Source organism: Kytococcus sedentarius DSM 20547, assembly GCF_000023925.1.
In the GTDB taxonomy this organism is placed as follows: Bacteria; Actinomycetota; Actinomycetes; order Actinomycetales; family Dermatophilaceae; genus Kytococcus; species Kytococcus sedentarius.
Map to the genome: position 1 here is coordinate 2602944 of NC_013169.1, position 24496 is coordinate 2627439.

The window sequence follows — 24496 nt, forward strand, 5'->3', positions numbered from 1 at the left end:
CGACCCATGCTCATCATCGGCCTGTTGATCCTCGTGCTCGCCGTCCTGTTCATCCTCTACGTGGTGACCGGCGCCGACGGCTCCACCACCATCGAGGCGCTCAACGTCAGCACCACGATGCCGGTGCTCACCCTGTTCCTCAGCGGCATGGGCGCCCTGGCCGCGGCAGGCCTGGGCCTGTGGCTGATGTCTCTCGGCCTGCGCTCCAGCGCCAAGCGTCGCAAGCGCGAGAAGGAGCTCGAGCGCGAGGCCCGTGAGGCACGCGGCCAGCGCGAGGCGGCCGTGGCGGGCCCCGCCGACCGCGGCGGCCTGCGGGAGGACCACGTGGCCGACCGCCCGGCCGACCGCGACGCGGCTCCCCGCTACGAGGACCACCAGGCTCCGGGGCGCGACGGCCTGCGCGGTGGTGACCTGCGTGACGACCGCCCGGGGCGTGACGAGGCCCCCCGCTACGAGGACCACCAGGAGCCGCGCCCGGCGCAGCCGGGTGAGCCGCTGCGGACCGACCCGCGCACGGACGAGGACCCCTACCCGCGCCGAGGCGCCTGAGCCCGGCAGAGCGCGCACGTGCCCGTGGGGCACCCGGTGATCCGGGTGCCCCACGGACGTCTGGGGCCCGGGCGGCGGTGACCACCGCCCCCGGGTGCCCCGTGACCGTCACCGCCCTGGTGGGGGCGGTGGCAGCTCGCCCCGGGGTGGCGGCGGGGGCCGTGTGCCCCGCGGCTTCTTGCGCGGGCCGTCCTGCGGCCGGGGTCCCGCCGTGGACTGGCCGATGGCCGGACCGAACGGTGTGCGGGAGTCCACGGCCACCCGGACGGTGACGTCGAAGTCCCGCACGGTGCACGACACCAGGGTGGCACCGTTCTCCCGTGCGACCAGGCCCGCGGTGACGCACGGCGGTACCGGCAGGAGCGCCGTGGGCGCCGTGGCCCCGGAGGCCGCGAGCGCCGAGAGGTCCGCAGCGGTGCGCGCCTGGGAGGCCGCCCGCCAGGTCTGGCCGGCGGTGAGACCCGCAGCGAGCAGGGCGATGAGGACCATGCCGATGAGCACGGCCACCATCGACCCCGAACCCCGCTCCGTGGACTCCCCGGAGGGGACCGCCGACCCCGCCCCGGGCACCGGGGCCGGCGGGTGGGGCGTGCTCATCGCACCCCCGGTTCGAGGCGCGCGGTGGCCGAGGAGTCCGGGTGCAGGCCCGGGAACCAGGCGGCCGGGCCACGCGCCCGGGACGAGACGGTGACGGTGACCGACCGTCCGCGGCGCCGCACGTCCACGTCGGCCCCGTCAGGGGCCAGGGCGTACGCCTGCCGGCGGACCTCGATGCCGGACTCGCCGCGGGACGCGGCCCGGGCTCCCACCCGGGCCGCGTCGGTGACCTGCAGCAGGTCGACCACCAGCACCATCGCGGTCACAGCCATGCCCAGCACCAGCACGATCACCGGCATCACCATGGCCAGCTCCACCGAGGTGAAGCCTCCCTCGCCGCTCCGGCCGGCCCTGTGGGCGCGCCAGTCGCGGAGACCTCGACGGTGCACGGTCATCAGCCTCCGAACTTGCCGAAGGCCGAGCGGATGATCTCGCCCATCAGGCGCGGGACCAGGTCCTCCATGGCCTGCATGCCCAGCAGCACGACGGCCGCGATGACGAAGATGCCGATGGCGTACTCGGCCACCGCCATGCCCTTCTCGTTGCCGGCGCGCATGCCCTCGAGGCGGGGCTGGACGAAGCGGGTGATCTTGTTCTGCATGGGATTTCTCCTTCTGTCGTGGACCCACCCGGGTGGTGGGCCCCCCTTCCACCGGGTCAGGCGTGACCCAGGGTCTGTGTTGCCAGCGCCACCACCAGCGGGACCACCGCGATGAGGACGAAGGCAGGCATGAAGACGGTGCCCAGTGGGATCACCAGGAACACCGGGAGGCGGGCGGCCGCACGCTCCAGGGCGGCCCGCCGGTCGCGCCGCAGGTCGGCCGCGGCGCGGCGGATGGTCTCCGCCGGAGGGGCGCCGGCCAGCTGCGCCAGCGTCAGGGCCTGGGCGACCGGTCCCCACTGGGAGGGCAGTCCCTTCCAGGCGTCGGCACCGGTGACTCCCCACCGGCGGGCGGCCACCACCTGGCGGAGGTGCCCGGCCAGGGGCTCGGGGACCTCGTCGGCCACCAGCTCGAGGGCGTCGGTGACGGCGCACCCGGAGTCCAGGGCGAGCGCCATCAGGTCGAGCACCGCGGCCAGGTCGTCGACGTCCGCCGTGGGCGGCTTCGGCGCCCGCGGCGGCAGCAGCCCCAGCAGGCGACGCCGCGGGTGCGCAGGCGCTCCGGCGCCGGACGCCGTGGACCCCGCCCTGTCACCGCGGCCCAGGCGCTCACCTCCCGCCGCCGTGGGGGCGGGCCACACCAGCCAGATCGCGCAGGCCGTGAGGGCCATGGCGCACACGGTGGCCGTCATCGGATGACCTCCCCGCGCAGGGCCAGTGCCACCAGCCGGCGGGAGGCCAGCCAGCCGACCACCAGCAGGGCCACCCCGGCCAGCGCGCTCACCAGGCCCAGCGGCTGCTGAAGGTAGAGCTCCTGCGGGGACCACCCCAGCGCTCCGGCGCCGGCCAGTCCGACCAGCGGCAGCAACGAGAGCATGTACATGGACGCCATGGCGCCCGAGGCGGCCGACTGGGCGGTCTGCCGGCTCTCCCGCTGACGGCGCACGGTCTCGGCCGCCATCGCCACGGCGGGTGCCAGCGCGGCCCCGGACCGCTCGGAGAGCGCCCAGGCACTGGCCACCTGCTCCAGAGCCACGCTCTGGTGCCCCGCGGCCACCTGCTTCCACGACGCGCCCAACAGGCCGCCCTGCTCCCCGGCCCCGAGCACCGGCTCGAGCCAGGGCACGGCGGGCCCGGAGTCGGCCACCAGCCGCAGGGCCGCAGCCGGCGGGAGACCCGCGGACAGGGCGGCGGCCAGGCCGTCCAGCAGCCGCAGCACCTCGTCGTCGGTCACGCGGACCCTCCCGAGGCGCTGTCGCAGCAGCGCGAGGACCCCGCGCACACCCGACCCCGCAGCACTCACGGGGTCGGCCGCCAGGGCTCCCCGCAGGGACCGGGTCGTGGCCTCCCTGCGTTCGAGCTCGGCCCGCCGGCGGGGCAGCTCCGTCAGGCCCACCGCCACCTCGTGCCGGGCACGGGCCGGCCAGAGCAGCAGCGCCGCCGCCAGCAGCGAGGCCACCACCACGGCGGTCACCGTGACCACCCCAGCAGGTCCTGCAGGCGGTCCCAGGCCGCCGCGCGGCGCAGCCCGCCGGCCCGGAAGTCCATGGCCGGCAAGGCGCGCACGCGGCCGTCCTCGCCGGCCACGAGCACCCCCACCTGGGCCAGGACGCGCCGCTCGGGCAGCCGCTTGACGTGCAGCACGCAGTCCAGCGCGCTGCCGAGCTGGGCGTGCACGGCGGCCGGCGTCATGTCCGCCAGCGCCCCGAGCGCCTCGAACCGGGCCACCACGTCCTCGATGGCGTTGGCATGCAAGGTGCCGCAACCCCCCTCGTGGCCGGTGTTGAGCGCCGAGAGCAGCTCGCGCATCTCCGGCCCTCGCACCTCCCCCACCACCACCCGGTCGGGACGCATGCGCAGGGACTGCTTCACCAGGTGCGTCATGTCGATGGCGCCGCGCCCCTCCACGTTGGCCGAGCGGGACTGCATCCGCACCACGTGGGGGTGCTGCACCGCGAGCTCCCGGACGTCCTCGACCACGAGGATCCGGTCCGCGGGGTCCACCAGGCTGAGCAGCGTGGCCAGCAGGGTCGTCTTGCCACTGCCGGTGCCCCCGGAGACCACGAACGCCAACCGCTGCTCCACCACGGCCCGCAGCACCCGGGCACCCAGCTCGTCCACGGTGCCCAGCCGCAGCATCTCGTCGATGCTGGGCACCACCTCGCGGGGGACGCGCAGCGACAGGTGCGCTGCACCGTCCACCAGCGGGGGCAGCACCGCGTGGAGCCGGATCCCCCTGGGCAGGAGGCCGTCCACGCAGGGAGCCGTGTCATCGAGCCGACGCCCCGCCAGACCTGCCAGCCGCACGGCCAGGGCCCGGATCTCCTCGGCGGAGCCCACCCGGGTGGTGTCGCGCTCCAACCCGCGCCCGCGGTCGACCCACACCCCCTCGGTGCCGTTCACCAGCACGTCGGTGACCCCGGGCTCGGCCAGCACCCGCTCCAACGGCCCAGCCCCCAGGACCTGGCGCCCCAGCCGCTCACCGCGCTGACGCACCCCCCGGTCCCCCAGCCGCAACCGCTGCGCACCGGCGACCTCCCCGACGGTCTCGCGGTCGGGGGAGCGACCGTGCGCGATCTGCTGGCGGATGCTCTGCGGGGCGTTCATGCCGCCACCTCCACCGCGGTGAGCAGCACCTCGTCGGCGAGCTCCTGCAGCGGGCCGGGCACGGAGCCCACCGGGCTCCCCACCAGCTCGCAGCGGCCCACCGAGGGGTCCTGCGCCAGGGACCCGGCCACGGGGTGCCCGGCCACCTGCTGGACCGCGTCGACCAGGCCCCGGGCGGGCCGGCCACCGCGCAGCAGCAGCGCCGTCCGCCCCGGCACCACCCCCAGGGCACCACGCAGGGCCGGGGACACCGCCACGGTGCCGGGCGCGTCGCCCACCAGCACCCGCAGCTGGTGGCACCAGCTGGCCCAGCCCAGGAAGTCCGGCGACCCCATCGGCGGCAGATCCACCACCACCAGGTCCGCCACCCCGGCGGCTGCCCGCCGTGCGTGGTGCACCACCTGCCGGGGCAGGTCGGCCCAGGTCTGCTCCCCGATGCCGTCGCGCGCCAGCAGGTGCACCCCGTGGGCCCGGGGCAGGGCGGCCACCAGCTCGTCACCGGGCAGGTCCCCGTCACTACGGGTGAGGTCCTCCCAGTGCAGGCCGCGGGCGGACTCCATGCCCAGCGCCACCGCCAACGCGGTGCCCCAGCGGGAGGTGTCCACGGCCACCGTGCGCGCCCCGGTCGAGGCGCCCCGCAGGGCCACCGCCGCGGCGAGGGTGGATGCCCCCAGGCCGCCGGTCGCTGCTCCGATGCCGATCACGTGTGCCGTCATGACCACGACGATGCGGGCTGCGCACCACCCCCCACCGGGCAGCTCGACCGACCCTGTGGACGAGCGCCCGAGCGGTGCGGGGACAACTCAACCCGGGCTCACCCCATCGGGCCCGGCCGACGGCGTCAGTAGTAGACGGCGAGGCGCCCCTGGGGGCCGTCGATGCAGGTCACGGGCGTCTCGAAGACGCGCGAGAGCAGGTCGTCGCGCAGGATCTCGTCCGGGCTGCCGAACTCCTCGACCGCGCCGTCCTTCATCACACAGATGTGGTCGGCGTAGTGGCCGGCGAAGTTGATGTCGTGCAGCACGATCACGATGGTCCGCCCGAGCTCGTCGGCGGCCCGGCGCAGGTGCTGCATCATCACCACCGCGTGGCGCATGTCGAGGTTGTTCAGGGGCTCGTCCAGCAGCAGGTAGTCGGTGTCCTGGCAGAGCACCATCGCCACGTACGCCCGCTGTCGCTGACCGCCGGAGAGCTCGTCCAGGTAGCGGCCCTGCAGCGGCGTGAGGTCGAAGAAGGCGATCGACTGGTCGATCAGCTCCTCGTCGCGGGCCGTCAGCCGGCCCCCGCTGTGCGGGAAGCGGCCGAGCCCGACCAGCTGGCGCACCGTCAGCCGGGTGATGAAGTGGTTCTCCTGCCGCAGCACCGAGACCACCTTGGCGAGCTGCTTGGACGGGGTACGCGCGACGTCGAACCCGCCGATGCTGGTGGTCCCGGCGTCGCTGCCCAGCAACCGGCCCATGATCGTCAACAGGGTCGACTTGCCGGCGCCGTTGGGCCCCACCAGCGCCGTGATGCCACCGGTGGGGATGGTGACGTCCACCGGCCCGATGCGGACCTCGCTGGTGTAGTCCTTGCGGACCCCACTGACCTCGATCACAACGTTCCCTTCCGCAGGATGATGAACAGGAAGGCCGAGCCCCCGACGACCTCGATGAGGATGGAGACCGCCCCCTCGGCGTAGAAGACGTGCTTGAGCACCACGTACGCACCGCCCAGCACGACGAAGCCCAGCAGCCCCGCCATCGGCAGCACGTACCGGTGGTCCCAGGTGCCCGCCAGCTGGTAGCTGAGCATGGCCACGAGGAAGCCCAGGAAGGTCAGTGGGCCGACCAGGGCGGTGGAGGTGGCCATGAGCACCGAGACCAGGAACAGGGTGATGAGCACCTCCCGCCGGTGGTCGAGGCCCAGGTTGGTGGAGACGTCGCGGCCCAGGCCCACCAGGTTGAGCCGGCGGCTGCGCCACCACAGGGCCGCGGCGCTCGCCGCGCACAGCGGGATGGCCAGGGGCAGGTAGGACGCGTCGGCGTTGGCCACCGAGCCGAACAGCCGGGCCGTCAGGACGTCGAAGTCGCTCGGCGTCAGCAGGCGCTGCATGAACGCGCTGAGCGAGCCCAGCCCGCCGCCCAGGACGATGCCGACCAGCAGCATGACGTGCATGTTGCCGCGGCGGCCGGTCAGCAACCAGCCGTACAGCACCATCGAGAAGGCGACCATGAGCAGGACCGTCAGCGCGAACTGCGGCCACCCCTGTAGGGCCACGATGCCGGCAGCCCCCATGAAGTAGACCGCGCCAGTGCTGATGGCCACGTAGAGCGCCTCGAAGCCCATGATCGACGGCGTGATGATGCGGTTGTTCGCCGCGGACTGGAAGGCGACGGTCGCTGTGCCCTGGCAGATGACGACCACGACGATGACCACGAGGCTGGTGGCCCGCAGCTCGGCGATGCGCCAGAACCCGGGGCTCCCGTACGGCAGGGGGTTGTCCCAGGCCACGAGGCCGCCGCCGATCACCAGCGCGAGCACGCCCAGGACGGCCATCACCACGGCATAGCGCGTGCGGTCGCGGTCGCTCGGGAACGGGCCGGACCCGCTGACCGGGCCCCGCCAGCGCTGGCTGGCGCGGGGTGCGCTGTGGGCGTCGGCCGGCGAGGTCGAGACGTCCTCGACACCGGCGCGGGCAGTCAGCTCAGACACGTCGCCTCCCCAGAAGCAGGCCGATGAAGACCGCCGCGCCGACGACGCCCAGGATGACCGACACGGGCAGCTCGAAGGGCGCGATGAGGGTGCGCGCCAGCAGGTCGCAGACAGTCACGATGGCCACGCCCAGCAGGCACACCCACGGCAGGTTGGAGCGCAGGTCGTCCCCGCGCCACATCGAGATGATGTTGGGCACGATCAGGCCCAGGAAGGGCAGGTTGCCGATCACCACGGTGACCACCCCGGTGGCCACGGCGATCAGGGCCGTCCCCAGCAGCATCACGGCGCGGTAGTTCAGGCCCACGTTGGTGGCGACGTCCTCGCCCAGGCCGGCGACGGTGAAGCGGTCGGCCACGACGAACACCGCGACGACCACCAGCGCGACCACCCAGAGCACCTCGTACTGCCCCCGCAGCACGGAGGTGAAGCTGCCGGCGAACCAGACCCCGAGGCTCTGCAACGCGTCGTTCGCCAGTGCGATGTAGCTGGTCACCGCCCCCACGACCGCCCCGAGCATGATGCCCACGATCGGCACCACCAACGAGGAGGTGAGCTTCACCTGCCGCAGGAAGAGGAAGAACACCATGGTGCCGATGAAGGCCATGGTGATGGCGCCCACCATCCGCAGCAACAGGCCGGAGGTGGGGAACAGCAGCAGCATGAGCAGCAGACCCAGCCCGGCCCACTCGGTGGTCCCCACGGTGGTGGGCTCGACGAAGCGGTTCTGGGTGAGCATCTGCATCACCAGCCCGGACATCGCCATGGCGGCGCCGGCGAGCACCAGGGCGACGGTGCGCGGGATGCGGGTGATGCCGAACATCTCGCGTCCGAGGGCGCTGCCGTCGAGCACGTCGACCACGCCGGTGAACAGGGAGAGCACGAGCAGCACGGCGACACCCAGGATGCCCAGGAGGAGCCAGGGGTCGACCAGACGGCCCTTGTCCCGAGGGGCAGGGGCCGTCTGGTCGAGCGTGGTGCCGTCGCTCAAGCCGTGTCCTCCAGGCCGTCAGCGATGGTCTTGAGGAACTCGGTGTAGGTCTGGATGCCCTCGTTCACGTAGGTGTCCTTGGGCATGTAGTAGACGTGGCCGTTCTTCACCGCAGGAACGTCCTTGAGGGCCTCGGACTTCTCGATGATCTCGGCGGCGGGCTGGAAGCCCTCCTCGTCGGCGGCCACCGCGGCATCCCGGTCCATCACCAGGATGATGTCGGGCTTGGACTCGGCGATCGCCTCGACGGACACGTCGTCACCCTGGTGGTCTTCGCTGCCGCCCTCGACCTCGAGGGCCGGCTTCAGCCCGAGGATGTCGAACAACGGGCCGAGCGTGCGGCCGTTGCCCGGGGCCACGTAGCCCAGCTCGCCGCCAGAGGTGATGAGGCCCATCACGGTCTGCTCGGAGTCGTAGGCCTTCTTGACCCGCTCGATCTCGGCGTCCAGGGCCTTGTTGAGCTCCTCGGCCTCGGAGGTCTTCCCGAAGACCTCACCCAGGGCCGTGGTCTGGCGCTTGAGCTCGCCGTCCAGCGGCTCGCCGTCGCGCGGGTCGAGCTCCACGATGGTGGCGTCCGGCACCAGCTTCTCGAAGTCGCCCTTGAACTGCGCGAAGCGGGAACCGTTGAGCACCAGGTCCGGCTCGGCGGCGACGACGGCCTCGAGGTTCGGCTCGCGGTGCGACCCGAGGTCCACCACGTCCTGCGAGGTCTTGTAGTCCAGACCCTCGGGCACGAGCTGCTGCGGCGCGGCCTTCAGCTTCACACCCCAGGCGTCCAGCGTCTCGAAGATGCCGTTGTCCGTGGCCACCACGTTCTCCGGCGGGGTGGTGACCTCCTGCGTGCCGTGGTTGTCCTCGATGCTGACCGTGCCGGCGGCCTGGTCACCCGACCCGGAACCCGAGCCGCTCCCGGCCTCGGCCGACTCATCGGCCCCGCAGGCACTGACGGACAGAGCGGCGACGGAGAGGAGGACGAACCCCCGCGTCAGGTGGGAACGCTGCATGGTGTGGCCTTTCGGGCGAACGGTTGCTGTCGGGATGCCGAGAGGAGCATAGCCTTACCTAAGCGATGCTCGTCACCCCCCACCCGACCAGCCGGCGCCGACTGCCGCAGACCCTCGACGGGGCGCGGAGACCGGGCGGACAGAGCCGGGGTAGCAGGACGTCAGGACCCCCTGGACCTCCCGGGAAAAAGTGAAGGCCCCAGCCGGGGGGGCAGCTGGGGCCTTCGGCGCGCCATGCCCTGGGGGGGAAAGGCAGGTGCGCCGCGCGCTCAACCCGAAGGGAGCGCGCTGGAAATATGATGCACCCCGTGCCGGGCAAATGCAAGTGGCGCCCTCAGTCGACCTGCGGCAGCCGCCCGGCGCGCACCGCATCGGCCACCCGCTCCCCGGCCCGCGCGCCGCCGACGACGGCGTCACAGACGTGGCGCACCCACAGTGCGACGCCGTCCGGGGTACCCCCCGCGTAGGCGGTCAGGGCGCCCAGGTACTCCATGCCACCCCCGGGGCGGTGGCCGGCCTCGACGATCGCCACCCCCATCGGGTCGAGGCCCCGCGAGCGCACCACGGCGCGCTGCACGGCCCGCGCCACCAGCCCGTTGCCGCGCACGAAGGGGCGCAGGGTGACGATCTCCGCGTGGGCGACGGCCGCCACGACCACGGCGGGCACCATCGACGGGGCCGCCAGCACGTCGCGCAACCCGGCCAGGCGGGCGTGCACGACCTCCACCGGCGGCAGGGGCCCGATCTCCGTGAACTCCGGCACCTGTTCGCCCTCCCGGCGCGGGCGGCCGAGGGCGTCGTCGTCCACCAGACCCTGCGCTGCCGCGGTGTGCAGCCGCGCCAGCACCTGGCTGGGCGAGCTGGCGACCAACGACTCGAGGTGGGCGGCCTCCTCGGTGGCACGGATCGCGCCGCGCACGACCGCCTCCACCGGGTCCGGGTCGTCCCCCCAGTCGCGCACCCCCACCATCGCCTCCCGCACCCAGGAGACGGGGAGTTCCGCGCCCTCCAGCGAGGCCGAGGCCCACGCGCCGTGCACACGCGCCTCCGTGGCGCACTCCGCGGAACGCCGCCGCAGGCCCTCGTGCCAGCGCAGCTGGGTGCACGCATCACGGGCGGCGTCGGCCCCCGCCCGCACGCCCGGGAGGTCCAGCAGTCCCGACAACGGGTGGGACGAGGAGGGCACAGAGAGGGAGATCATGGGGACCAGCCTAGGGACGCGACGGGCGGGCATGGCATCGTGAGACACAGCACCTCTCGGGGCGACGGGTGGCGCGGAGCACCGTGAACCCGCACAATCAGAGACAGACTGAGCAGCAACGACGAACCGACGACGGGAGCAGTCATGGCCACCCAGGCCTCCACGACCAACCATTCCACGCAGGGTCCCCAGCGCACCACCGTGACCGACGGCGAGCGCACGATCGGCCAGATCGTCAGCGACGCGACCACGAACGCCCAGTCCTTGGTGCGCGATGAGATTGCGCTGGCCAAGGCCGAGATCAACGCCGACGTGCAGAAGGGCGTCAAGACCGGCATCGGCTTCGGCATCGCGGCCTTCTTCGGCGTCTTCGCGTTCATGATGTTCCTGTTCGCCGCCGCGTGGGGCATCGCCACCGTGCTGCCCACCTGGGCCGCCTTCCTGATCGTGGGCGGCGTGCTGCTGCTCATCACGATCGTCGGCGCGCTGTTCGGCATGGCGCAGATGAAGAAGATCAAGGGCAAGCCGGAGCAGGCCATCGCCGCCGCCCAGCGCACCCAGCACACGCTGACCGACGCCGCGAACCCGAAGGCCACCACCCCGCGTCGCTGACCGGGGCCCGTCACCCGACGGCTGCTCGAAGGCGGTCACCCCACCGGGGTGGCCGCCTTCGGCGTGTCACGACTCAGCGGTAGTCGGGCGGCACCTCACGCACGTCGTCGGTGTTCCACGGACGGTCCACACCGCCCAGCTGCAGCACGGTGGACAGCAGCCACCCCGTGTAGCCCCAGACGAACAGCCCGTCGACCGCGAAACCCGGCGTCGTGCGGTCGAAGCCCGGCAGCCGCGCCGTGAACCGGTGGGCGGGGTCCACCAGCTCGTCCACGGGCACCGTGTGCACGCTCGCCACCTCGATCTCGCTCCCGACGCCGATGGGGTGCGGCTCCCGCCACCAGCCCACCACCGGGGTCACGGGGCGGAAGCTCGGCGCCACCGGCAGCTCCGGGAAGTGCGCGGCCACGTGCACGCTGGCGGGGTCCAGGCACACCTCCTCCTGCCCCTCCCGCAGGGCGGCCTGCTGGGCGTCCTCCCCCGCGTCGATCCCGCCCCCGGGGAAGGACACCTGGCCGGCGTGCGAGCTCAGGCGCGAGGAGCGGCGGGTGAGGACGATGCCGTCCGGCCCCACGAGCACCAGGACGGCCGCCCGGCGGGAGCGCGGCACCTCGAGCCCCCGAGCTGGCCGGGCCAGGGGGCGCGTGAGCTCACCGGTCGCGGCGGCGTCGATGCGGCCCTGCAGGGCTCTCACCCAGCCGGGGGCGGGCACCCCCCGGCCTCCCTCGGGTCCGTCCACCGGCTCCCCGCTCACAGCACCACCCGGCCGTCCACAGGCTCCTGGTCGCGGACCCGCGGGGGCAGGAGGGCCTCGTCCGGCGGCAGGAACTCCACCGGGACCTCGCCCCTGACCATCGACCACGCCTGCTTCGGGGTGGTCACACCCGTGTCGGACGAGGGGCACCAGCGCGCCACCGGGCAGGCTCCGCACGCCGGGCGGCGCGAGTGGCACACGCGCCGCCCGTGGAAGATCAGCGTGTGGGAGAGGTTCGTCCACTCCCTGCGCGGCATCAGCTCGGCGATGGCGTGCTCGACCTTCACCGGGTCGGTCTCGGCGGTCCACCCCATCCGGCGCACGAGGCGCCCGAAGTGGGTGTCGACCGTCAGCCCCGGCGTGTCGAAGGCGTTGCCCAGCACCACGTTCGCCGTCTTGCGCCCGACCCCCGGCAGCTTCACGAGCTCGGCCATCCGTGGGGGCACCTCGCCGGCGTGGTGCTCCACGAGGGCCTGCGCCAGGCCGATGATGGAGCGCGTCTTCGCACGGTAGAAGCCGGTGCGCTTGATGAGCACCTCCACCTCGGCCGGGACGGCGGCGGCCAGCGACACCGCATCGGGGTAGCGGGCGAACAGGCCCGGGGTGACCGCGTTGACGGCTACGTCCGTGGTTTGCGCGGACATCACCGTGGCCACCAGCAGCTCGAAGGGGTTGCGGAAGTCCAGCTCGCACTCGGCATCCGGGTGTCGTTCGACCAGGACGCGATACATCTTCCGGGCCCGGCGGGTCCGGGCGAGGTCCGATTCGGGGGGCGGGGCGGCCGCTGGCGCACTCATCGGCACCACGATAGGTGGGGGGCACGACGGGCTGCTTCTCCCGGGCCCGCTGTGAGGCGTGGCACACTGCAGTCGTGGACCTCGACATCGTGACCCGTTCGCCCTTGTTCGCCGGACTGGACGAGCCGGCAGCCGCCGCCCTGCTGGAGCTCACCGAGCGTGAGACCTTCAAGCGGGGGCAGGTCATCTTCAACGAAGGCGACCCGGGCGAGAAGTTGTACGTGATCGCCGCCGGCAAGCTCAAGCTCTCGCGCTCCAGCCACGACGGCCGCGAGAACCTGCTGGCCGTGCTTGGCCCCGGCGAGATCATTGGCGAGATCAGCTTCTTCGACCCCGGCCCCCGCACCGCCTCGGCCATCACCGTGAGCGACACCGAGGTGCTCGCCCTGGCCCACGGCCACCTCCGCGGGTTCCTGCGCGACAACACCCAGGCCTCGGTCGCGATGCTGGGCGCCCTGGCCCACCGCCTGCGCCGCACCAACGACAACGTGGCCGACCTCGTCTTCACCGACGTGCCCGGCCGCGTGGCCAAGGCCCTGCTCGACCTCGCCGAGCGCTTCGGCGTGGACGACGGCAACGGCCTGCTCGTGCAGCACGAGCTCACCCAGGAGGAGCTGGCCCAGCTGGTCGGCGCCAGCCGCGAGACGGTGAACAAGGCCCTGGCAGACTTCGCCTCCCGCGGATGGCTCCGCCTGGAGGCCCGCTCCGTGCGGCTGCTGGAGGTCGAGCGACTGCGCAAGCGCGCGCGCTGACCCCGGCCCCCGCACCGCTGCCGCTGTGGGGCCCGTCCCAGTCCTGCACCCGGCAGCCCTGAGCCCCCGCAGCCCCTCGTGCTGGCGGGGGCTCAGCCGTGCCCGGGGCGGGGTCCGGGCCGCCTCGCTCAGCGCTGCGCGCGCAGGTACTCCAGCTGCGCCAGCACGGTGAGCCGGGCCGCGGGCCAGACCTCCCGGGGCACGTCGGCGTAGACCACCCGCACCACCGCGTCGGCCAGGTCCTCGCCCACGTCCGGCGTGGCCTCGCCGGCGGCGGCGGCGACCTGCTCCAGCCGCTGGGCACGGTGCTGGCGGTACCAGGCGACCACCCCGGCCGCATCGGCCACGAACGGGCCGTGCCCCGGCAGCAGCGAGGTGACCTCCCCCGACCCCGTGAGCCGCTCGATGCGCTCCAGCGAGTCCAGGTAGGCCGCGAGGTCCCCGTCGGGGTGGGCGACGACGGTGGACCCCCGGCCCAGCACGGTGTCCCCCGTCAGCAGCCGGTTCTCCGCCGGGAGCACGAAGCTCACCGAGTCCGAGGTGTGGCCGGGCGTGGGCACGACCACGAGCTCGAGCCCACCGACCGAGAGGTGGTCGCCGGCCACGAGGTCGTCGTCACCCCCGGCCACCCGCGCACGCCGCACCGGGGCACCGGTCAGGCGGTGGAAGCTGTCCGCCCCCTCGGCGTGGTCGGCGTGCCCGTGGGTGAGCAGCGTGAGGGCCACCCGGGCTCCCCGCCGCGCGACCTCGTCGACGATGCGGCGCAGGTGCTCGGGGTGCTCCGGCCCCGGGTCCACCACGACCACCTCGTGTGACCCCGGCTCGGACAGCAGCCACGTGTTGGTGCCGTCGAGCGTCATCGGCGACGGGTTGGGGCACAGCAGGCAGGTGGCGCGCTCGCTGAGCACTCCACCGGTCCACTCACCGCCGTCGGGCAGGTGCGTACGAGTCGCGCGCACGCCTCACCGCTCCCAGGGGCAGCGCATCGCCAGGCCGTCGGGGAAGCGCTCGTCGACCGCGACCTCCTCGGGCCAGGGCATCACCTCGGGGACCTCGGCCCGGTCGGCGAGCACCTCCTCGGTGGTGGCCGCGGCGGTGAGCTCCTCCAGCGCGGCGATGGTGGGCGGCAGCATCAGCCCGGGGTCCGCCGCCAGACGGTCCAGCACCCGGGCCGGGACCTCCCAGGAGGCGGAGACCGCCTCGCTGGTGCCGTCGTCCGGCTCCTGCCCCTCGGGGATGCGGGCGGCGAAGAACCACGTGTCGTAGCGGCGTGGTTCGCACTCGGGGGTGGTCCAGTGGTCCCGCACGGCCAGGCACTCGCTGCGCACCGTGAGGCCCTGTTCGGCCAGGAACTCGCTGAAGGACAGCTCCCGCGCGTCGACCCGCCGTCGACCCTCCTCGATGCCGGGAGCGCTCGCCTCGGCCTCGCTCACCGGGCGGCCGTCGGGGTGGGCCGCCAGCAGCACGCCGGTCTCCTCGAAGACCTCCCGGGCGGCCGCGAGCACCAACTGCTGCGCCGACGCGGGCGTGGTGCCCGGCATCCGCGCCGACCACTCCTCGGGCGTGGGGCCCGACCAGGCCGTCTCGACCACCTCGTCGCGCGCGTCCACCCCGCCGCCGGGGAAGACCATCATGTTGGGCGCGAAGGCCATGGTGGCGGCGCGGGTCTGCATGAAGACCTCGACGCCCCGGGCGCCGTCGCGCACGACAAGCACGGTGGCCGCCGGACGCGCCGGGACCGGGTCGGGGCGGTCGGCCGGGGCGGCGGCCAGCCACTCCCGCACCGTCGGCACCAGGGCCGGCGGCATCGGGAAGTCGCGGTACGGCCGTGCCACGTCAGTCCCGGACGGCCAGGACGACCTCGACCTCGACCGGGGCGCCCAGCGGCAGGGCCGCGACGCCGACGGCCGACCGGGCGTGCTGCCCGGCCTCGCCGAAGGCGGTGGCCATGAGCTCGCTGGCGCCGTTGACGACGGCGGGCTGCCCGGCGAACCCGGCCTCGCTCGCGACGAAGCCGACGACCTTGACGACGCGCTCGATACGGTCGAGGTCGCCGACGACGGCCTTCGCGGCCGCCAGGGCGTTCACCGCGCAGATCTGCGCCAGCTCGGCGGCCCGCTGGGGCGTCACCGTGCCCACGCCCTCACCGACGATGCCGGTCTCGGCGAGGGTGCCGGACACCATCGGCAGCTGACCGGAGGTGTAGACCAGCCCGGCGTGCTCGGTGGCCGGGACGTAGGAGGCCACCGGGGCGGCGACCTCGGGGATCTCGATGCCGGCCTCGGCCAGCCGCTGCTCGACGGCCCCCATCAGGCGGCCTTCTCCCGCTTCATGTAGGCCACGAGGTTGTTGCCCTCGGGGCCGGGGATGACGGTGACGAGCTCCCACCCGTCCTCACCCCACTGGTCGAGGATCTGCTTGGTCGCGTGGACGATCAACGGAACGGTGGCGTACTCCCATGTGCGCATGCTCCGAGCCTAGCGGGCGGCGGGACCGTACCCTTGCCCCCATGGCTCGACCCTCCACCCCTCACCTCACCCCGCTGCCCGCGTTGGCCGGCTTCGTGGTGAGCTGCCTGATCGCAGGGCTCCTGGCCGCCGCACTGTTCATCCCCTTCACCATCGGGGTGGGGAAGACGACCGAGGCCGGCGTGACCTACTTCGAGGAGCTGCCCTCGGACTTCGGCTCCGGCGGCGTGACCCAGCAGACCCGCATCGTCACCGCCGACGGCATGCAGATCGCGGCCCCCTTCGGGGAGAACCGCGTGGTGGTGGAGTCCGACCAGATCTCGCCGTGGATGAAGAAGGCGCAGGTCGCCATCGAGGACGAGCGCTTCACCGAGCACAACGGGGCCGACCTCACCGGCATCGCCCGCGCCCTGGTGAACAACTTCGGCGGCGGCGGCACCCAGGGCGGATCCACGCTGACCCAGCAGTACGTGAAGGTCTCGCTGCAGGACCAGGCGCTGCGCGAGGGCGACCTCGAGGCCGCCCGCCGGGCCACCACCCAGAACGGGCTGGCCGGCTACGCGCGCAAGCTGCGGGAGATCAAGTACGCCGTCTCCTTGGAGAAGACGCACAGCAAGGACGAGATCCTCACCAACTACCTGAACCTCGTCTACTACGGCGACCGCGCCTACGGCGTGGAGGCCGCCGCCCAGCACTACTTCTCGGTGCCGGCCGCCGACCTGACCATCGCCCAGTCGGCCCTGCTGGCCGGCATCGTGCGCGCCCCCGGTGCCAGCGACCCCATCAGCAACCCCGAGCGCGCCCTGGACCGCCGCAACGTGGTGCTGTTCAAGATGCACGAGCTCGGGGACATCACCGACGAGCAGTACGAGGAGGCCGTCGCCTCCGACCTCGGGCTGGACGTCTCGTACACGCGCCGCTCCTGCGCCACCAGCGACTACCCGTTCGTCTGCATCTACGTGGTCGAGTGGCTGCTGCGCCAGCAGGCCCTGGGCGAGACCGAGTCCGACCGCCGCACCCGCCTGGACCGTGGCGGCCTGACCATCACCACCACCTTCGACAGCGAGCTGCTGGACCGCGCCACCAAGGAGCTGCGCGACGCGGTGCCGGCGGAGAACGACAACGCCGTGGCCGCCGCCGTGGCCGTGGTGGAGCCGGGCACCGGCAAGGTGCGCGCCATCGCCCAGAACCGGGAGTACGGCTTCGACCGTGGCTCCGGCCAGACCGCCGTGGGCTACTCGGTGGACCGCCCGTACACGACCAGCGGCGGGTTCGCGATCGGCTCCACGGCCAAGCTGTACTCGGCGGTCACCGCCATCCGCGACGGTTTCCCGGTGGACGGCCGGATCGGGCTGCGCGACACGGTGGACCTGACCTCCATCAACTCCCGCGGCGAGGAGCGCGAGGTGCCCAAGGCCGTCTTCCGGCCGCAGGAGTTCGCGGAGTGCGCCGACGTCGCCGACGGCGAGCTGTGGGCCGTGCAGAACGACCACGGGCGCTTCAGTGACTCGATCGACTTCAAGGAGGCCACCGAGGAGTCGGTGAACACCGCCTTCTCGGAGCTGACCACCGCCCTGTCACCCTGCCGTGTCCGCGACACGATGACCTCGATGGGGCTGCACCGCTCGCAGCTCGACGAGAACGGCGAGTACGTGCCCTTCTCCGCCAAGCCCGGTTCGGTGGCCCTGGGCGCCGACGAGGCCAGCCCCCTGTCGCTGGCCAACTCGTTCGCGACCGTCGCCTCCGGCGGCACGCGGTGCACCCCCTACCCGGTCGAGTCGATCGCCGACTTCGAGGGCACCGAGATCCCGCTGGACGCCCAGCAGTGCGAGCGCGTGCTGGAGGAGGGCGAGGCCGCCGCGGTCACCGAGGTGTTCCGCTCCGTGCCGGAGACCACCGACGGCGGCGCCGCGCGGGCCCGCCTCTCCGGCGGGCGGGTCTCGGCCGGCAAGACCGGGACGGCCGACGGGTCCGACGAGACCTGGTACTCCGGCTACACCCCGCAGCTGGCGGCCTCGGTGTGGGTCGGCACGCCCGACAGCCTGGGCAACCTCCGCGACATCCAGCTGGGCGACCGCACCTACCCCGGGTGGCTGTACGGCTCCACGCTGGCCGCGCCGACCTTCCGCAAGATCATGGACTTCGCCCACCGCGATCTCCCCAACGAGTCCTTCCCGACGCCGCCGGAGGAGCTGCGCGGCGGGACGCTCGTGGACGTGCCCGACGTTTCCGGGATGACCGTCCTGGAGGCCCGCGACGAGCTCCGCAAGGCCGGCCTGCTGGCGCTGAACACCAAGCCCTGGGCGCCGGGCGACGCGACGATCGAGCGCATCGAGACCTCCCACGGCGGGCAGCAGGACACCGCAGGCTTCGTGAAGCTGACGCCGCGCACGGACGCCGAGGAGCCGACGCCCGAGGAGATCCGCACGGAGCTCGAGGCCCAGGGCGACCGGGTGGAGGGCTCGGTCGCCGACGGCGACACCGGCGAGAACTGACCGAGGCAGAGGCAGACACGATGAGGGGGAGCCCGCCGCGCGGCGGGCTCCCCCTCATCGTGTCGTCCGGCCCCGTCGGGCGGCGGGTCAGGCCAGGTGCTTCTTCACCGCGGCGGCCACGCGGCCACCCTCGGCGCGCCCGGCCACCTTCGCCTGGGCGGCCTTCATGGCCTGGCCCATCTGGGACTTCTCGGTGACCCCGGCCTCGGCGACGGCCTGCGCCACCAACGACTCGAGCTCCGCGTCGGAGAGCTGCTGGGGCAGGTAGGCCTCCAGCACCTCGAGCTCGGCCTGCTCGGCGGCAGCCAGCTCGGCGCGCCCGGCCTTCTCGTACTCGGCGATGGCGTCGCGGCGCTTCTTGCCCTCCTTGGTGATCACGGCGAGCACCTCGTCGTCCGTGAGCTCCTTGGCGGAGTCACCGGCGACCTGGGCGTTCTGGATGGCCGTCATCACCATCCGGAGGGTGGAGGAGGTCACCTTGTCGCGGGCCTTCATGGCGGTCGTGAGGTCGGTGGAGATCTGCTGCTTCAGGTCGCTCATGGGGTGATCATCCCACCCGGCGCCGGCACCCGGTGCGATGATGGCCGCGTGATCACCACCTTCGCCCCCCGCCCCCCGGCGCCGCTGCGACCCCGCGGTGGTGCGTGGGACGCAGCCACCCTCGCGCGGCGCACCGCGCTGGCCGTCGGCAGCGTGGCCGCCACCGGGGCGGCCTGCGTGGCCTGGGGCCACTTCGTGGAGCGGCACCTCTACACGCTGCGCCGCTTCACCGTGCCGGTGCTGCCCCCCGGCGCCCTGCCGCTGCGCGTGCTGCACGTGAGCGACCTGCACCTGGTGCCCGGGCAGGAGCGGCGGATGCGGTGGGTGCACGACCTCGCGGCCCTGGAGCCGGATCTGGTGGTGAACACCGGGGACAACATGTCCTCCCCGGCCGCGGTGCCCGACGTGCTGGCGACCTTCGACGAGCTGCTGGACCTGCCCGGGGTGTTCGTCTGCGGCTCGAACGACTACTACTCGCCGCGCTTCACCAACCCGCTGCGCTACCTCACGCAGGGCCGCAGCCACCACGATGGGACCCGCACCGAGCGCGACATGCCGTGGCGGGAGCTGACGGCCGCCTTCCGCGAGCGCGGCTGGACCGACCTCACGCACGCGCGCTCCCGCATCGAGGTCGAGGGGGTGCGGCTCGAGTTCGTCGGGGTGGACGACCCGCACCTGGGGCTCGACGAGTACGAGCGCGTGGCCGGCCCCGCGGCCGACGACGCGGACCTGACGATCGGCGTCACCCACGCGCCCTACCAACGGGTGCTGGACGCGATGGTGGGCGACGGCGCCGGCCTGGTGCTCGCCGGACACACCCACGGCGGCCAGGTGTGCGTGCCCGGCTGGGGCGCGCTGACCACGAACTGCGACCTCGATGCCGGGCGCGTCAAGGGCGTCTCGCGCTGGTGGCCCGGTGCCGGCACGGCCGCCCGGGGCACCCCGGAGCCCGACGACGCCGCCTGGCTCGAGGTCTCCGCCGGCCTGGGGCACTCCCCGATGGCGCCCTACCGCTTCGCGTGCCGCCCCGAGGCCACCCTGTTGACCCTGGTGCCGCGGGAGTCCAGTGCTCCTGCGGACACCCGACCCACTCCCGAGAGGACCCCATGACCACGACACTCCAGGGCCGCACGATCCTGATGTCCGGCGGTAGCCGCGGCATCGGCCTGGCCATCGCACTGCGTGCCGCCGCCGACGGCGCCAACGTCGCGCTGCTGGCCAAGACCGACCAGCCGCACCCGGCGCTGGAGGGCACGATCCACACGGCGGCTGCCGAGATCGAGGCGGCCGGCGGGAAGGCCCTGCCGGTGGTGGGTGACGTGCGCTCCGAGGAGTCCGTGCGCGAGGCCGTCGCGGCGACCGTGGAGCGCTTCGGCGGCATCGACATCGTCGTGAACAACGCCAGCGCCGTGGACGTCTCCCCCGCCCGGGAGCTGCCGATGAAGAAGTACGACCTCATGCAGGAGGTCAACACCCGCGGCACCTACCTGCTGACCGCTGCGGCCATCGAGCACCTGGAGCGAGCGGAGAACCCGCACGTGCTGACCATGTCGCCGCCGCTGAACCTGGACCCGAAGTGGTTCGGCCCGCACACGGCCTACTCGATCAGCAAGTACGGCATGAGCATGGTGACCCTGGGCCTGGCCGAGGAGCTGCGGGAGGCTGGGATCGCCGTGAACTCCCTGTGGCCTCGCACCATCATCGCCACCGCGGCGATCCGGAACGTGCTGGGCGGGGAGGCCGCGATGGCGCGCGCCCGCGACCCCCGCATCATGGGCGATGCCGCCCACGCGATCCTCACGCGCCCGGCGCGGGAGGCCACGGGCACCTTCTTCGTCGACGACGAGGTGCTGGCCGAGGCGGGCATCACCGACCTGTCGGTCTACGGCGGCAGCCCGGAGACGCTGCAGCCCGACATCTTCTTGGACTGACAGCCGCCCGCCGGAGGCCCTCCGGAGGTCACGGCGAACTCCGGATCGGCCCCCGCGGGCGCGCTCCCGGCGCGCGGGGCGTGCAATGATCCGGCCACCCATCCACCGTGCGCCCGGGAGTGAGCATGCCCCTCGTGATGAAGTTCGGCGGGTCCTCCGTGGCCGATGCCGACCGCCTGCGCCGCGCCGCGGATCTGGTCCGCTCCTCGATGGGGCGGACACCCCTGGTCGTGCTGTCCGCCACCGGCGGCACCACGAACACCCTCGTGGCCGCCTCGCACGCGGCGGCCGCCGGCCGGGTGGAGGAGGCCCTGGGCCTGAGCGCAGACCTACGCCGTCGCCACGAGGAGATCGCCGTCGACCTGTTGGGCGGGGTCGATGCCGGGCTGGCGCGGACCTTTGACGAGTTGTTCGGCGACCTCGACAGCCTGCTGCGGGCCGTGGCGATCCTGGCCGAGCTCTCCCCGCGCAGCCGCGACGCGATCCTGTCCACCGGCGAGCGCCTGTCCACCCGATTGTTCGCGGCCCACACGGGGTTCCCCCTGCTGGACGCCCGCGACCTGGTGCACACCGACTCGCGCCACGGGGCGGCCCGGCCCGACACCGACGCCATCGCGGCCGCCGTGGCCGAGATCGCGCTCCCCGCCATCGAGGCCTCCGGCGCCGCCATCACGCAGGGCTTCATCGGGAGCGACCCGCACGGCACCACCACCACCCTCGGCCGGGGTGGGAGCGACTTCTCGGCCTCGCTGCTCGGGGCCGCCCTCCACGCCGACGAGGTGCAGATCTGGACCGACGTGGAGGGCGTGCTCACGTGCGACCCGCGCGTGGTGCCGTCGGCGCGCAGCGTGCACGAGGTCTCGGCGGCCGAGGCGGCTGAGCTGGCGGCCTTCGGCGCGAACGTGCTGCACCCGGCAACGATCGCGCCCGCCATGGCCGGTGGCGCGACGGTGACGGTGCGCCACACGCAGCGCCCCGAGGGTGAGTTCACCACCATCCGTCCCGGCGCTGTCAGCGCGCAGGCGGCCACCGCGATCGCGTCCCGGGGTCCGGTGACCCTGCTGACGGTGAGCTCGCCGAGGATGCTGGACCACGCCGGGTTCATGCAGCGGCTGTTCGAGGTGTTCGGCGAGCACCAGGTGAGCGTCGGCCTCATCGCCACCGCCGAGGTGAGTGTCTCGGTGACGGTGGAGGACGAGGTCGACCTGGAGGCGCTGCTGCGGGACCTCGGGGAGTTTGCGGAGGTCGAGGTCGCGCGGGGGCGGGCCATCATCGCCGTGGTGGGGGACCGGCTGCGCGCCACGCGCGGGTTGGCAGCGCGGGTGTTCTCCAGCCTGGCCCCGGTCGCGAACGTGGAGCTCATCAGCCAGGGCGCCAACGAGATCAACCTCTCGGTGGTGGTGCGCTGCGACGAGCGCGACGAGGCCCTCCGCGCCCTCCACGCCGGACTCTTCGAGGACGCCCCGCTCCCCGAGTGAGCGGGGCCGACACGCCGGCGCCCGGCCCGCTGCCGGGCGCCGGGACCCGGCCTCCCCGGCGGGCAACCCACCCCCTCAGTTGACACTGTGACGTGTCATGCATATATTGGTGACAGATCACCAACCCCCCGAGGAGAATCGCATGAGCACCCTGACCGAGCTGAACGGCACCTACACCATCGACCCGACCCACTCCCGCATCGGGTTCGTCACCCGCCACGCGATGGTCACCAAGGTGCGCGGCAACTTCAACGACTTCGAGGGCTCCGCCACCACCGGCGCCGGCTTGGAGAACGCCACCATCGAGCTGACGGCCCAGACCGCCAGCGTCGACACCCGCAACGAGCAGCGTGACGGCCACCTGCGCACCGGCGACTTCTTCGACGCCGAGCAGTACCCGGCCCTCACCTTCCGCTCCACCGAGGTGACCGCCGCCGACGCCGACACCCTGCGCGTCACCGGCGACCTGACCATCAAGGACGTCACCCAGCCGGTCACCATCGACTTCGACTACGAGGGCGCGGCCGTCGACCCCTACGGCAACCAGCGCATCGGTTTCGAGGGCCGCACCAAGATCGCCCGCAGCGACTTCGGCCTCACCTTCAACGCCACCCTGGAGACCGGTGGCGTGCTGGTCAGCGAGGACGTGACCCTGGAGTTCGAGATCTCGGCGATCAAGAACGCCTGACCCCCCCTGGTGACCGCGCCGGTCACCACCCCCCCATGCCCGATGCCGGGCGACGGTCGCCCCCTTCGACCGTCGCCCGGCATCGTCGTGCGTACGGGCCCGTCACGCGCCGCCGTCCGCCCCCCGGTTGCCGCCGGCCCGGCCTGGTGCAAGCGTGGCGGGCATGAAGATGACCAAGGCCTCCACCATCGTGTTCGACGCCGCCGACCTCGAGGCGAGCAGCAGCTTCTGGGCCCAGCTGCTCGACGGCACCGTCACCCGGCGCGACGAGGACTGGCACGCCATCGAGCTGGATGGCGACTTCACCCTCGCCATCCAGCTGGACCCCGACCACCAGCCGCCCCAGTGGCCCGAGGGGCGCCCCCAGCAGGTGCACCTGGACTTCCACCCCGAGGACCTGGAGGCCGCCCACACCCACGCGCTGAAGATCGGAGCGGAGTACCTCGGCGAGGAGACCGAGCCCGCCCGGGAGGGCGGATTCCGGGTGTACGCCGACCCGGCGGGGCACCCCTTCTGCCTCTGCTGGTGACCCAGGGGTCGAAAACCCGTTGAGTCCTGCGGCAGACAGTGCTCCACTGCACCGGTGACCCACCCCATCGCCCTGCGCCCGCTCCGCGTCGAGGACGCCCCGGCGATGGCGCGCGTCCTGGCCGACCCTGCCCTCTACGCGTTCACCGGCGGCGAGCCGCCCACCGTCGAGGATCTCACCCGGCGGTACACGACCCAGACCCGCGGCGGGTCAGCCGACGGCACCGAGACGTGGGTCAACGAGATCGTGGTGCTGGCGACCGACGGCCGCCCCATCGGCTACGTGCAGGCCACCCTCCCCCACGACGGCGGCCCCGCAGAGGTCGCGTGGGTCATCGGCACCCCGTGGCAGGGACAGGGATTCGCCCGCCGCGCCGCGGAGCTGCTCGTGGCCGGGCTCCGTGCGCGTGGCGTCGAGCGCGCCCTCGCCCACATCCACCCCCACCACGTCGCCTCGCAGCGCATCGCCCGCCACCTGGGGCTGGCCCCCACCGACACCGTCGTGGACGGCGAGGTCCGCTGGGAGGGCCCCCTCACGCAGCCGCCACCGGCCGCCGCCCCCTCCCCGGCGTAACGATGCGGGGACGGCGCCGCCCGCCGAAGCAGCCCACGACCGGGGCGTCCGCACCAGCCCCCGACCCCCCGTCGACCGGCGGCACCAGCGCGATGGCGGGGCGCAGCCACCGTGCCCGGGCCTCCACCGCCTGCCCGTCCAGCACCTGCCGCGCGACGGCCACCATCTCGTCCCTCGTCCTCAGGGGGTGAAGGTAGCGCCCCAGCCGCCCGTGTGACCATGGCGCGAGCACCGAACCCCCACCCCGCCCGACCCCGGAGGAGACCACCATGGGCCTGCGCCTCTCCCACACCACCTGGGACGCCCTCGACCCCCACACCATCGCCGAGTTCTGGCGGGAGCTGACCGGCTGGGAGGTCAGCGAGCCCGAGTCGTACCACCCCGGCTCGGACGAGTGCTACCTCGTCACCCCGGACGGCTACACGATCCTGTTCTTCCGCGTGCCCGACGCCAAGCGGCTGAAGAACCGGGCCCACATGGACCTGCGCCACTCCGGCACCTCCCGGGACGAGGAGGTCGAGCGCGCCCTGCGCCTCGGCGCCACGATGGTGGACGACCGCCGCGAGGACCTCTCCTGGGCCGTGATGGCCGACCCCGAGGGCAACGAGTTCTGCATCCTCGACGGCTGAACATCC

At 73.3% G+C, this 24496-nt stretch carries 31 protein-coding genes; 11 read left to right on the plus strand and 20 right to left on the minus strand.

What is annotated here, in order from left to right; translation table 11 throughout:
* The first annotated feature begins 6 nt into the window (after nt 1-6).
* The gene (locus KSED_RS12345) at nt 7-549 is read left to right on the plus strand and encodes a hypothetical protein (RefSeq protein ID WP_015780413.1); all 543 of its coding nucleotides are present in this window, start codon (nt 7-9) and stop codon (nt 547-549) included.
* A 108-nt stretch (nt 550-657) separates the two neighbouring features.
* Here the strand turns inward: KSED_RS12345 and KSED_RS12350 are convergent, their stop codons facing one another.
* The 12 genes from KSED_RS12350 to KSED_RS12405 form a co-directional block, all read right to left on the minus strand.
* Nucleotides 658-1146, minus strand: coding sequence for an Rv3654c family TadE-like protein (locus KSED_RS12350; protein ID WP_081439882.1), 489 nt, complete (start codon nt 1144-1146; stop codon nt 658-660).
* Entirely contained in the window at nt 1143-1541 is a 399-nt protein-coding gene (locus KSED_RS12355) for a TadE family protein (RefSeq protein ID WP_015780415.1), read from the minus strand. The genes KSED_RS12350 and KSED_RS12355 overlap by 4 nt, the downstream gene beginning before the upstream one ends.
* Nucleotides 1541-1747 (minus strand): hypothetical protein, encoded by a 207-nt coding sequence (locus KSED_RS12360; protein ID WP_015780416.1) that lies wholly within the window; start codon nt 1745-1747, stop codon nt 1541-1543. Before KSED_RS12360 ends, KSED_RS12355 begins: the two co-directional genes overlap by 1 nt.
* Nucleotides 1748-1803: 56 nt before the next feature.
* Entirely contained in the window at nt 1804-2439 is a 636-nt protein-coding gene (locus KSED_RS12365; RefSeq protein ID WP_015780417.1) for a type II secretion system F family protein, read from the minus strand.
* Nucleotides 2436-3230 (minus strand): type II secretion system F family protein, encoded by a 795-nt coding sequence (locus KSED_RS12370; protein ID WP_015780418.1) that lies wholly within the window; start codon nt 3228-3230, stop codon nt 2436-2438. The genes KSED_RS12365 and KSED_RS12370 overlap by 4 nt, the downstream gene beginning before the upstream one ends.
* The gene (locus KSED_RS12375) at nt 3218-4354 is read right to left on the minus strand and encodes a TadA family conjugal transfer-associated ATPase (protein WP_015780419.1); all 1137 of its coding nucleotides are present in this window, start codon (nt 4352-4354) and stop codon (nt 3218-3220) included. The genes KSED_RS12370 and KSED_RS12375 overlap by 13 nt, the downstream gene beginning before the upstream one ends.
* Nucleotides 4351-5070 carry a CpaE-like family protein gene (locus tag KSED_RS12380; RefSeq protein WP_041290963.1) on the minus strand — a complete coding sequence of 240 codons (720 nt, stop codon included), beginning with the start codon at nt 5068-5070 and terminating at the stop codon, nt 4351-4353. The genes KSED_RS12375 and KSED_RS12380 overlap by 4 nt, the downstream gene beginning before the upstream one ends.
* A 125-nt stretch (nt 5071-5195) precedes the next feature.
* Nucleotides 5196-5951 (minus strand): iron ABC transporter ATP-binding protein, encoded by a 756-nt coding sequence (locus KSED_RS12385; RefSeq protein WP_015780421.1) that lies wholly within the window; start codon nt 5949-5951, stop codon nt 5196-5198.
* Nucleotides 5948-7048, minus strand: a complete 1101-nt coding sequence (locus tag KSED_RS12390; RefSeq protein ID WP_015780422.1) for an iron chelate uptake ABC transporter family permease subunit — start codon at nt 7046-7048, stop codon at nt 5948-5950. Before KSED_RS12390 ends, KSED_RS12385 begins: the two co-directional genes overlap by 4 nt.
* Nucleotides 7041-8039, minus strand: a complete 999-nt coding sequence (locus KSED_RS12395; protein ID WP_015780423.1) for an ABC transporter permease — start codon at nt 8037-8039, stop codon at nt 7041-7043. The genes KSED_RS12390 and KSED_RS12395 overlap by 8 nt, the downstream gene beginning before the upstream one ends.
* On the minus strand, nt 8036-9043 hold the full coding sequence (locus KSED_RS12400) for a siderophore ABC transporter substrate-binding protein (protein WP_015780424.1): 1008 nt from the start codon (nt 9041-9043) through the stop codon (nt 8036-8038). The genes KSED_RS12395 and KSED_RS12400 overlap by 4 nt, the downstream gene beginning before the upstream one ends.
* A 334-nt stretch (nt 9044-9377) precedes the next feature.
* Nucleotides 9378-10244 carry a Fic family protein gene (locus KSED_RS12405; protein WP_015780425.1) on the minus strand — a complete coding sequence of 289 codons (867 nt, stop codon included), beginning with the start codon at nt 10242-10244 and terminating at the stop codon, nt 9378-9380.
* A 144-nt stretch (nt 10245-10388) separates the two neighbouring features.
* Here KSED_RS12405 and KSED_RS12410 point away from each other — a divergent pair, with 144 nt between their 5' ends.
* Nucleotides 10389-10856, plus strand: a complete 468-nt coding sequence (locus KSED_RS12410) for a phage holin family protein (protein WP_015780426.1) — start codon at nt 10389-10391, stop codon at nt 10854-10856.
* Nucleotides 10857-10929: 73 nt separating this feature from the next.
* On the opposite strand, the gene KSED_RS12415 is transcribed toward KSED_RS12410, so the two are convergent.
* Together KSED_RS12415 and nth are read right to left on the minus strand one after the other, a co-directional pair.
* On the minus strand, nt 10930-11568 hold the full coding sequence (locus KSED_RS12415) for an NUDIX hydrolase (RefSeq protein ID WP_015780427.1): 639 nt from the start codon (nt 11566-11568) through the stop codon (nt 10930-10932).
* A gap of 38 nt (nt 11569-11606) precedes the next feature.
* Nucleotides 11607-12407 carry an endonuclease III gene (gene nth, locus KSED_RS12420; RefSeq protein WP_115306704.1) on the minus strand — a complete coding sequence of 267 codons (801 nt, stop codon included), beginning with the start codon at nt 12405-12407 and terminating at the stop codon, nt 11607-11609.
* 74 nt (nt 12408-12481) lie between these two features.
* Between nth and KSED_RS12425 the strand changes: the two genes are divergently transcribed.
* Nucleotides 12482-13159 carry a Crp/Fnr family transcriptional regulator gene (locus KSED_RS12425; protein ID WP_015780429.1) on the plus strand — a complete coding sequence of 226 codons (678 nt, stop codon included), beginning with the start codon at nt 12482-12484 and terminating at the stop codon, nt 13157-13159.
* A 128-nt stretch (nt 13160-13287) separates the two neighbouring features.
* On the opposite strand, the gene KSED_RS12430 is transcribed toward KSED_RS12425, so the two are convergent.
* The 4 genes from KSED_RS12430 to sp36 are packed head-to-tail and all read right to left on the minus strand — an operon-like array spanning nt 13288 to nt 15627.
* Nucleotides 13288-14067, minus strand: coding sequence for an MBL fold metallo-hydrolase (locus tag KSED_RS12430; protein ID WP_015780430.1), 780 nt, complete (start codon nt 14065-14067; stop codon nt 13288-13290).
* A gap of 54 nt (nt 14068-14121) precedes the next feature.
* Nucleotides 14122-14994, minus strand: a complete 873-nt coding sequence (locus KSED_RS12435; RefSeq protein WP_015780431.1) for an NUDIX hydrolase — start codon at nt 14992-14994, stop codon at nt 14122-14124.
* A 1-nt stretch (nt 14995) separates the two neighbouring features.
* On the minus strand, nt 14996-15469 hold the full coding sequence (locus KSED_RS12440; RefSeq protein ID WP_015780432.1) for a RidA family protein: 474 nt from the start codon (nt 15467-15469) through the stop codon (nt 14996-14998).
* Nucleotides 15469-15627, minus strand: coding sequence for a Sp36 family protein (gene sp36 / locus KSED_RS14755; protein WP_015780433.1), 159 nt, complete (start codon nt 15625-15627; stop codon nt 15469-15471). The genes KSED_RS12440 and sp36 overlap by 1 nt, the downstream gene beginning before the upstream one ends.
* 41 nt (nt 15628-15668) lie before the next feature.
* Between sp36 and KSED_RS12445 the strand changes: the two genes are divergently transcribed.
* Nucleotides 15669-18122 carry a penicillin-binding protein gene (locus tag KSED_RS12445; protein WP_015780434.1) on the plus strand — a complete coding sequence of 818 codons (2454 nt, stop codon included), beginning with the start codon at nt 15669-15671 and terminating at the stop codon, nt 18120-18122.
* Between the two features lie 87 nt (nt 18123-18209).
* Here KSED_RS12445 and KSED_RS12450 read toward each other — a convergent pair whose 3' ends face one another.
* Nucleotides 18210-18662: a GatB/YqeY domain-containing protein gene (locus KSED_RS12450; RefSeq protein WP_015780435.1), complete on the minus strand. Its 453-nt coding sequence runs from the start codon at nt 18660-18662 to the stop codon at nt 18210-18212.
* A gap of 48 nt (nt 18663-18710) precedes the next feature.
* Here KSED_RS12450 and KSED_RS12455 point away from each other — a divergent pair, with 48 nt between their 5' ends.
* The 6 genes from KSED_RS12455 (at nt 18711) to KSED_RS12480 (ending at nt 23861) form a co-directional block, all read left to right on the plus strand.
* A complete protein-coding gene (locus KSED_RS12455) occupies nt 18711-19772 on the plus strand; it encodes a metallophosphoesterase (protein ID WP_015780436.1) in 1062 nt (353 codons plus the stop codon).
* Entirely contained in the window at nt 19769-20593 is an 825-nt protein-coding gene (locus tag KSED_RS12460; protein ID WP_015780437.1) for an SDR family oxidoreductase, read from the plus strand. Before KSED_RS12455 ends, KSED_RS12460 begins: the two co-directional genes overlap by 4 nt.
* Nucleotides 20594-20718: 125 nt before the next feature.
* Nucleotides 20719-22071 carry an aspartate kinase gene (locus KSED_RS12465; RefSeq protein ID WP_015780438.1) on the plus strand — a complete coding sequence of 451 codons (1353 nt, stop codon included), beginning with the start codon at nt 20719-20721 and terminating at the stop codon, nt 22069-22071.
* Between the two features lie 142 nt (nt 22072-22213).
* Complete coding sequence (locus tag KSED_RS12470; RefSeq protein ID WP_015780439.1) at nt 22214-22759, plus strand: YceI family protein; 546 nt, start codon at nt 22214-22216, stop codon at nt 22757-22759.
* A gap of 163 nt (nt 22760-22922) precedes the next feature.
* A complete protein-coding gene (locus KSED_RS12475) occupies nt 22923-23288 on the plus strand; it encodes a VOC family protein (RefSeq protein ID WP_015780440.1) in 366 nt (121 codons plus the stop codon).
* A gap of 54 nt (nt 23289-23342) precedes the next feature.
* Complete coding sequence (locus KSED_RS12480) at nt 23343-23861, plus strand: GNAT family N-acetyltransferase (protein ID WP_015780441.1); 519 nt, start codon at nt 23343-23345, stop codon at nt 23859-23861.
* On the opposite strand, the gene KSED_RS12485 is transcribed toward KSED_RS12480, so the two are convergent.
* Nucleotides 23821-24027: a hypothetical protein gene (locus KSED_RS12485; RefSeq protein ID WP_143827389.1), complete on the minus strand. Its 207-nt coding sequence runs from the start codon at nt 24025-24027 to the stop codon at nt 23821-23823. The two genes, KSED_RS12480 and KSED_RS12485, sit on opposite strands and share 41 nt — an antisense overlap.
* 103 nt (nt 24028-24130) lie before the next feature.
* On the opposite strand from KSED_RS12485, the gene KSED_RS12490 reads away from it, so the two are divergent.
* Nucleotides 24131-24490 (plus strand): VOC family protein, encoded by a 360-nt coding sequence (locus KSED_RS12490; RefSeq protein ID WP_015780443.1) that lies wholly within the window; start codon nt 24131-24133, stop codon nt 24488-24490.
* Nucleotides 24491-24496: the final 6 nt, after the last annotated feature.

Bases quoted from the DNA above. Each gene is read 5' to 3' on its own strand.
- KSED_RS12350 (WP_081439882.1), bottom strand. From the start codon at position 1,146: ATGAGCACGCCCCACCCGCCGGCCCCGGTGCCCGGGGCGGGGTCGGCG.
- KSED_RS12475 (WP_015780440.1), top strand. From the start codon at position 22,923: ATGAAGATGACCAAGGCCTCCACCATCGTGTTCGACGCCGCCGACCTC.
- KSED_RS12410 (WP_015780426.1), top strand. From the start codon at position 10,389: ATGGCCACCCAGGCCTCCACGACCAACCATTCCACGCAGGGTCCCCAG.
- KSED_RS12450 (WP_015780435.1), bottom strand. From the start codon at position 18,662: ATGAGCGACCTGAAGCAGCAGATCTCCACCGACCTCACGACCGCCATG.
- KSED_RS12405 (WP_015780425.1), bottom strand. From the start codon at position 10,244: ATGATCTCCCTCTCTGTGCCCTCCTCGTCCCACCCGTTGTCGGGACTG.
- KSED_RS12360 (WP_015780416.1), bottom strand. From the start codon at position 1,747: ATGCAGAACAAGATCACCCGCTTCGTCCAGCCCCGCCTCGAGGGCATG.
- KSED_RS12445 (WP_015780434.1), top strand. From the start codon at position 15,669: ATGGCTCGACCCTCCACCCCTCACCTCACCCCGCTGCCCGCGTTGGCC.
- KSED_RS12365 (WP_015780417.1), bottom strand. From the start codon at position 2,439: ATGACGGCCACCGTGTGCGCCATGGCCCTCACGGCCTGCGCGATCTGG.
- KSED_RS12485 (WP_143827389.1), bottom strand. From the start codon at position 24,027: ATGGTGGCCGTCGCGCGGCAGGTGCTGGACGGGCAGGCGGTGGAGGCC.
- KSED_RS12375 (WP_015780419.1), bottom strand. From the start codon at position 4,354: ATGAACGCCCCGCAGAGCATCCGCCAGCAGATCGCGCACGGTCGCTCC.
- KSED_RS12490 (WP_015780443.1), top strand. From the start codon at position 24,131: ATGGGCCTGCGCCTCTCCCACACCACCTGGGACGCCCTCGACCCCCAC.
- KSED_RS12470 (WP_015780439.1), top strand. From the start codon at position 22,214: ATGAGCACCCTGACCGAGCTGAACGGCACCTACACCATCGACCCGACC.
- KSED_RS12460 (WP_015780437.1), top strand. From the start codon at position 19,769: ATGACCACGACACTCCAGGGCCGCACGATCCTGATGTCCGGCGGTAGC.
- KSED_RS12380 (WP_041290963.1), bottom strand. From the start codon at position 5,070: ATGACGGCACACGTGATCGGCATCGGAGCAGCGACCGGCGGCCTGGGG.
- nth (WP_115306704.1), bottom strand. From the start codon at position 12,407: ATGAGTGCGCCAGCGGCCGCCCCGCCCCCCGAATCGGACCTCGCCCGG.
- KSED_RS12400 (WP_015780424.1), bottom strand. From the start codon at position 9,043: ATGCAGCGTTCCCACCTGACGCGGGGGTTCGTCCTCCTCTCCGTCGCC.
- KSED_RS12345 (WP_015780413.1), top strand. From the start codon at position 7: ATGCTCATCATCGGCCTGTTGATCCTCGTGCTCGCCGTCCTGTTCATC.
- KSED_RS12355 (WP_015780415.1), bottom strand. From the start codon at position 1,541: ATGACCGTGCACCGTCGAGGTCTCCGCGACTGGCGCGCCCACAGGGCC.
- KSED_RS12440 (WP_015780432.1), bottom strand. From the start codon at position 15,469: ATGGGGGCCGTCGAGCAGCGGCTGGCCGAGGCCGGCATCGAGATCCCC.
- KSED_RS12465 (WP_015780438.1), top strand. From the start codon at position 20,719: ATGCCCCTCGTGATGAAGTTCGGCGGGTCCTCCGTGGCCGATGCCGAC.
- sp36 (WP_015780433.1), bottom strand. From the start codon at position 15,627: ATGCGCACATGGGAGTACGCCACCGTTCCGTTGATCGTCCACGCGACC.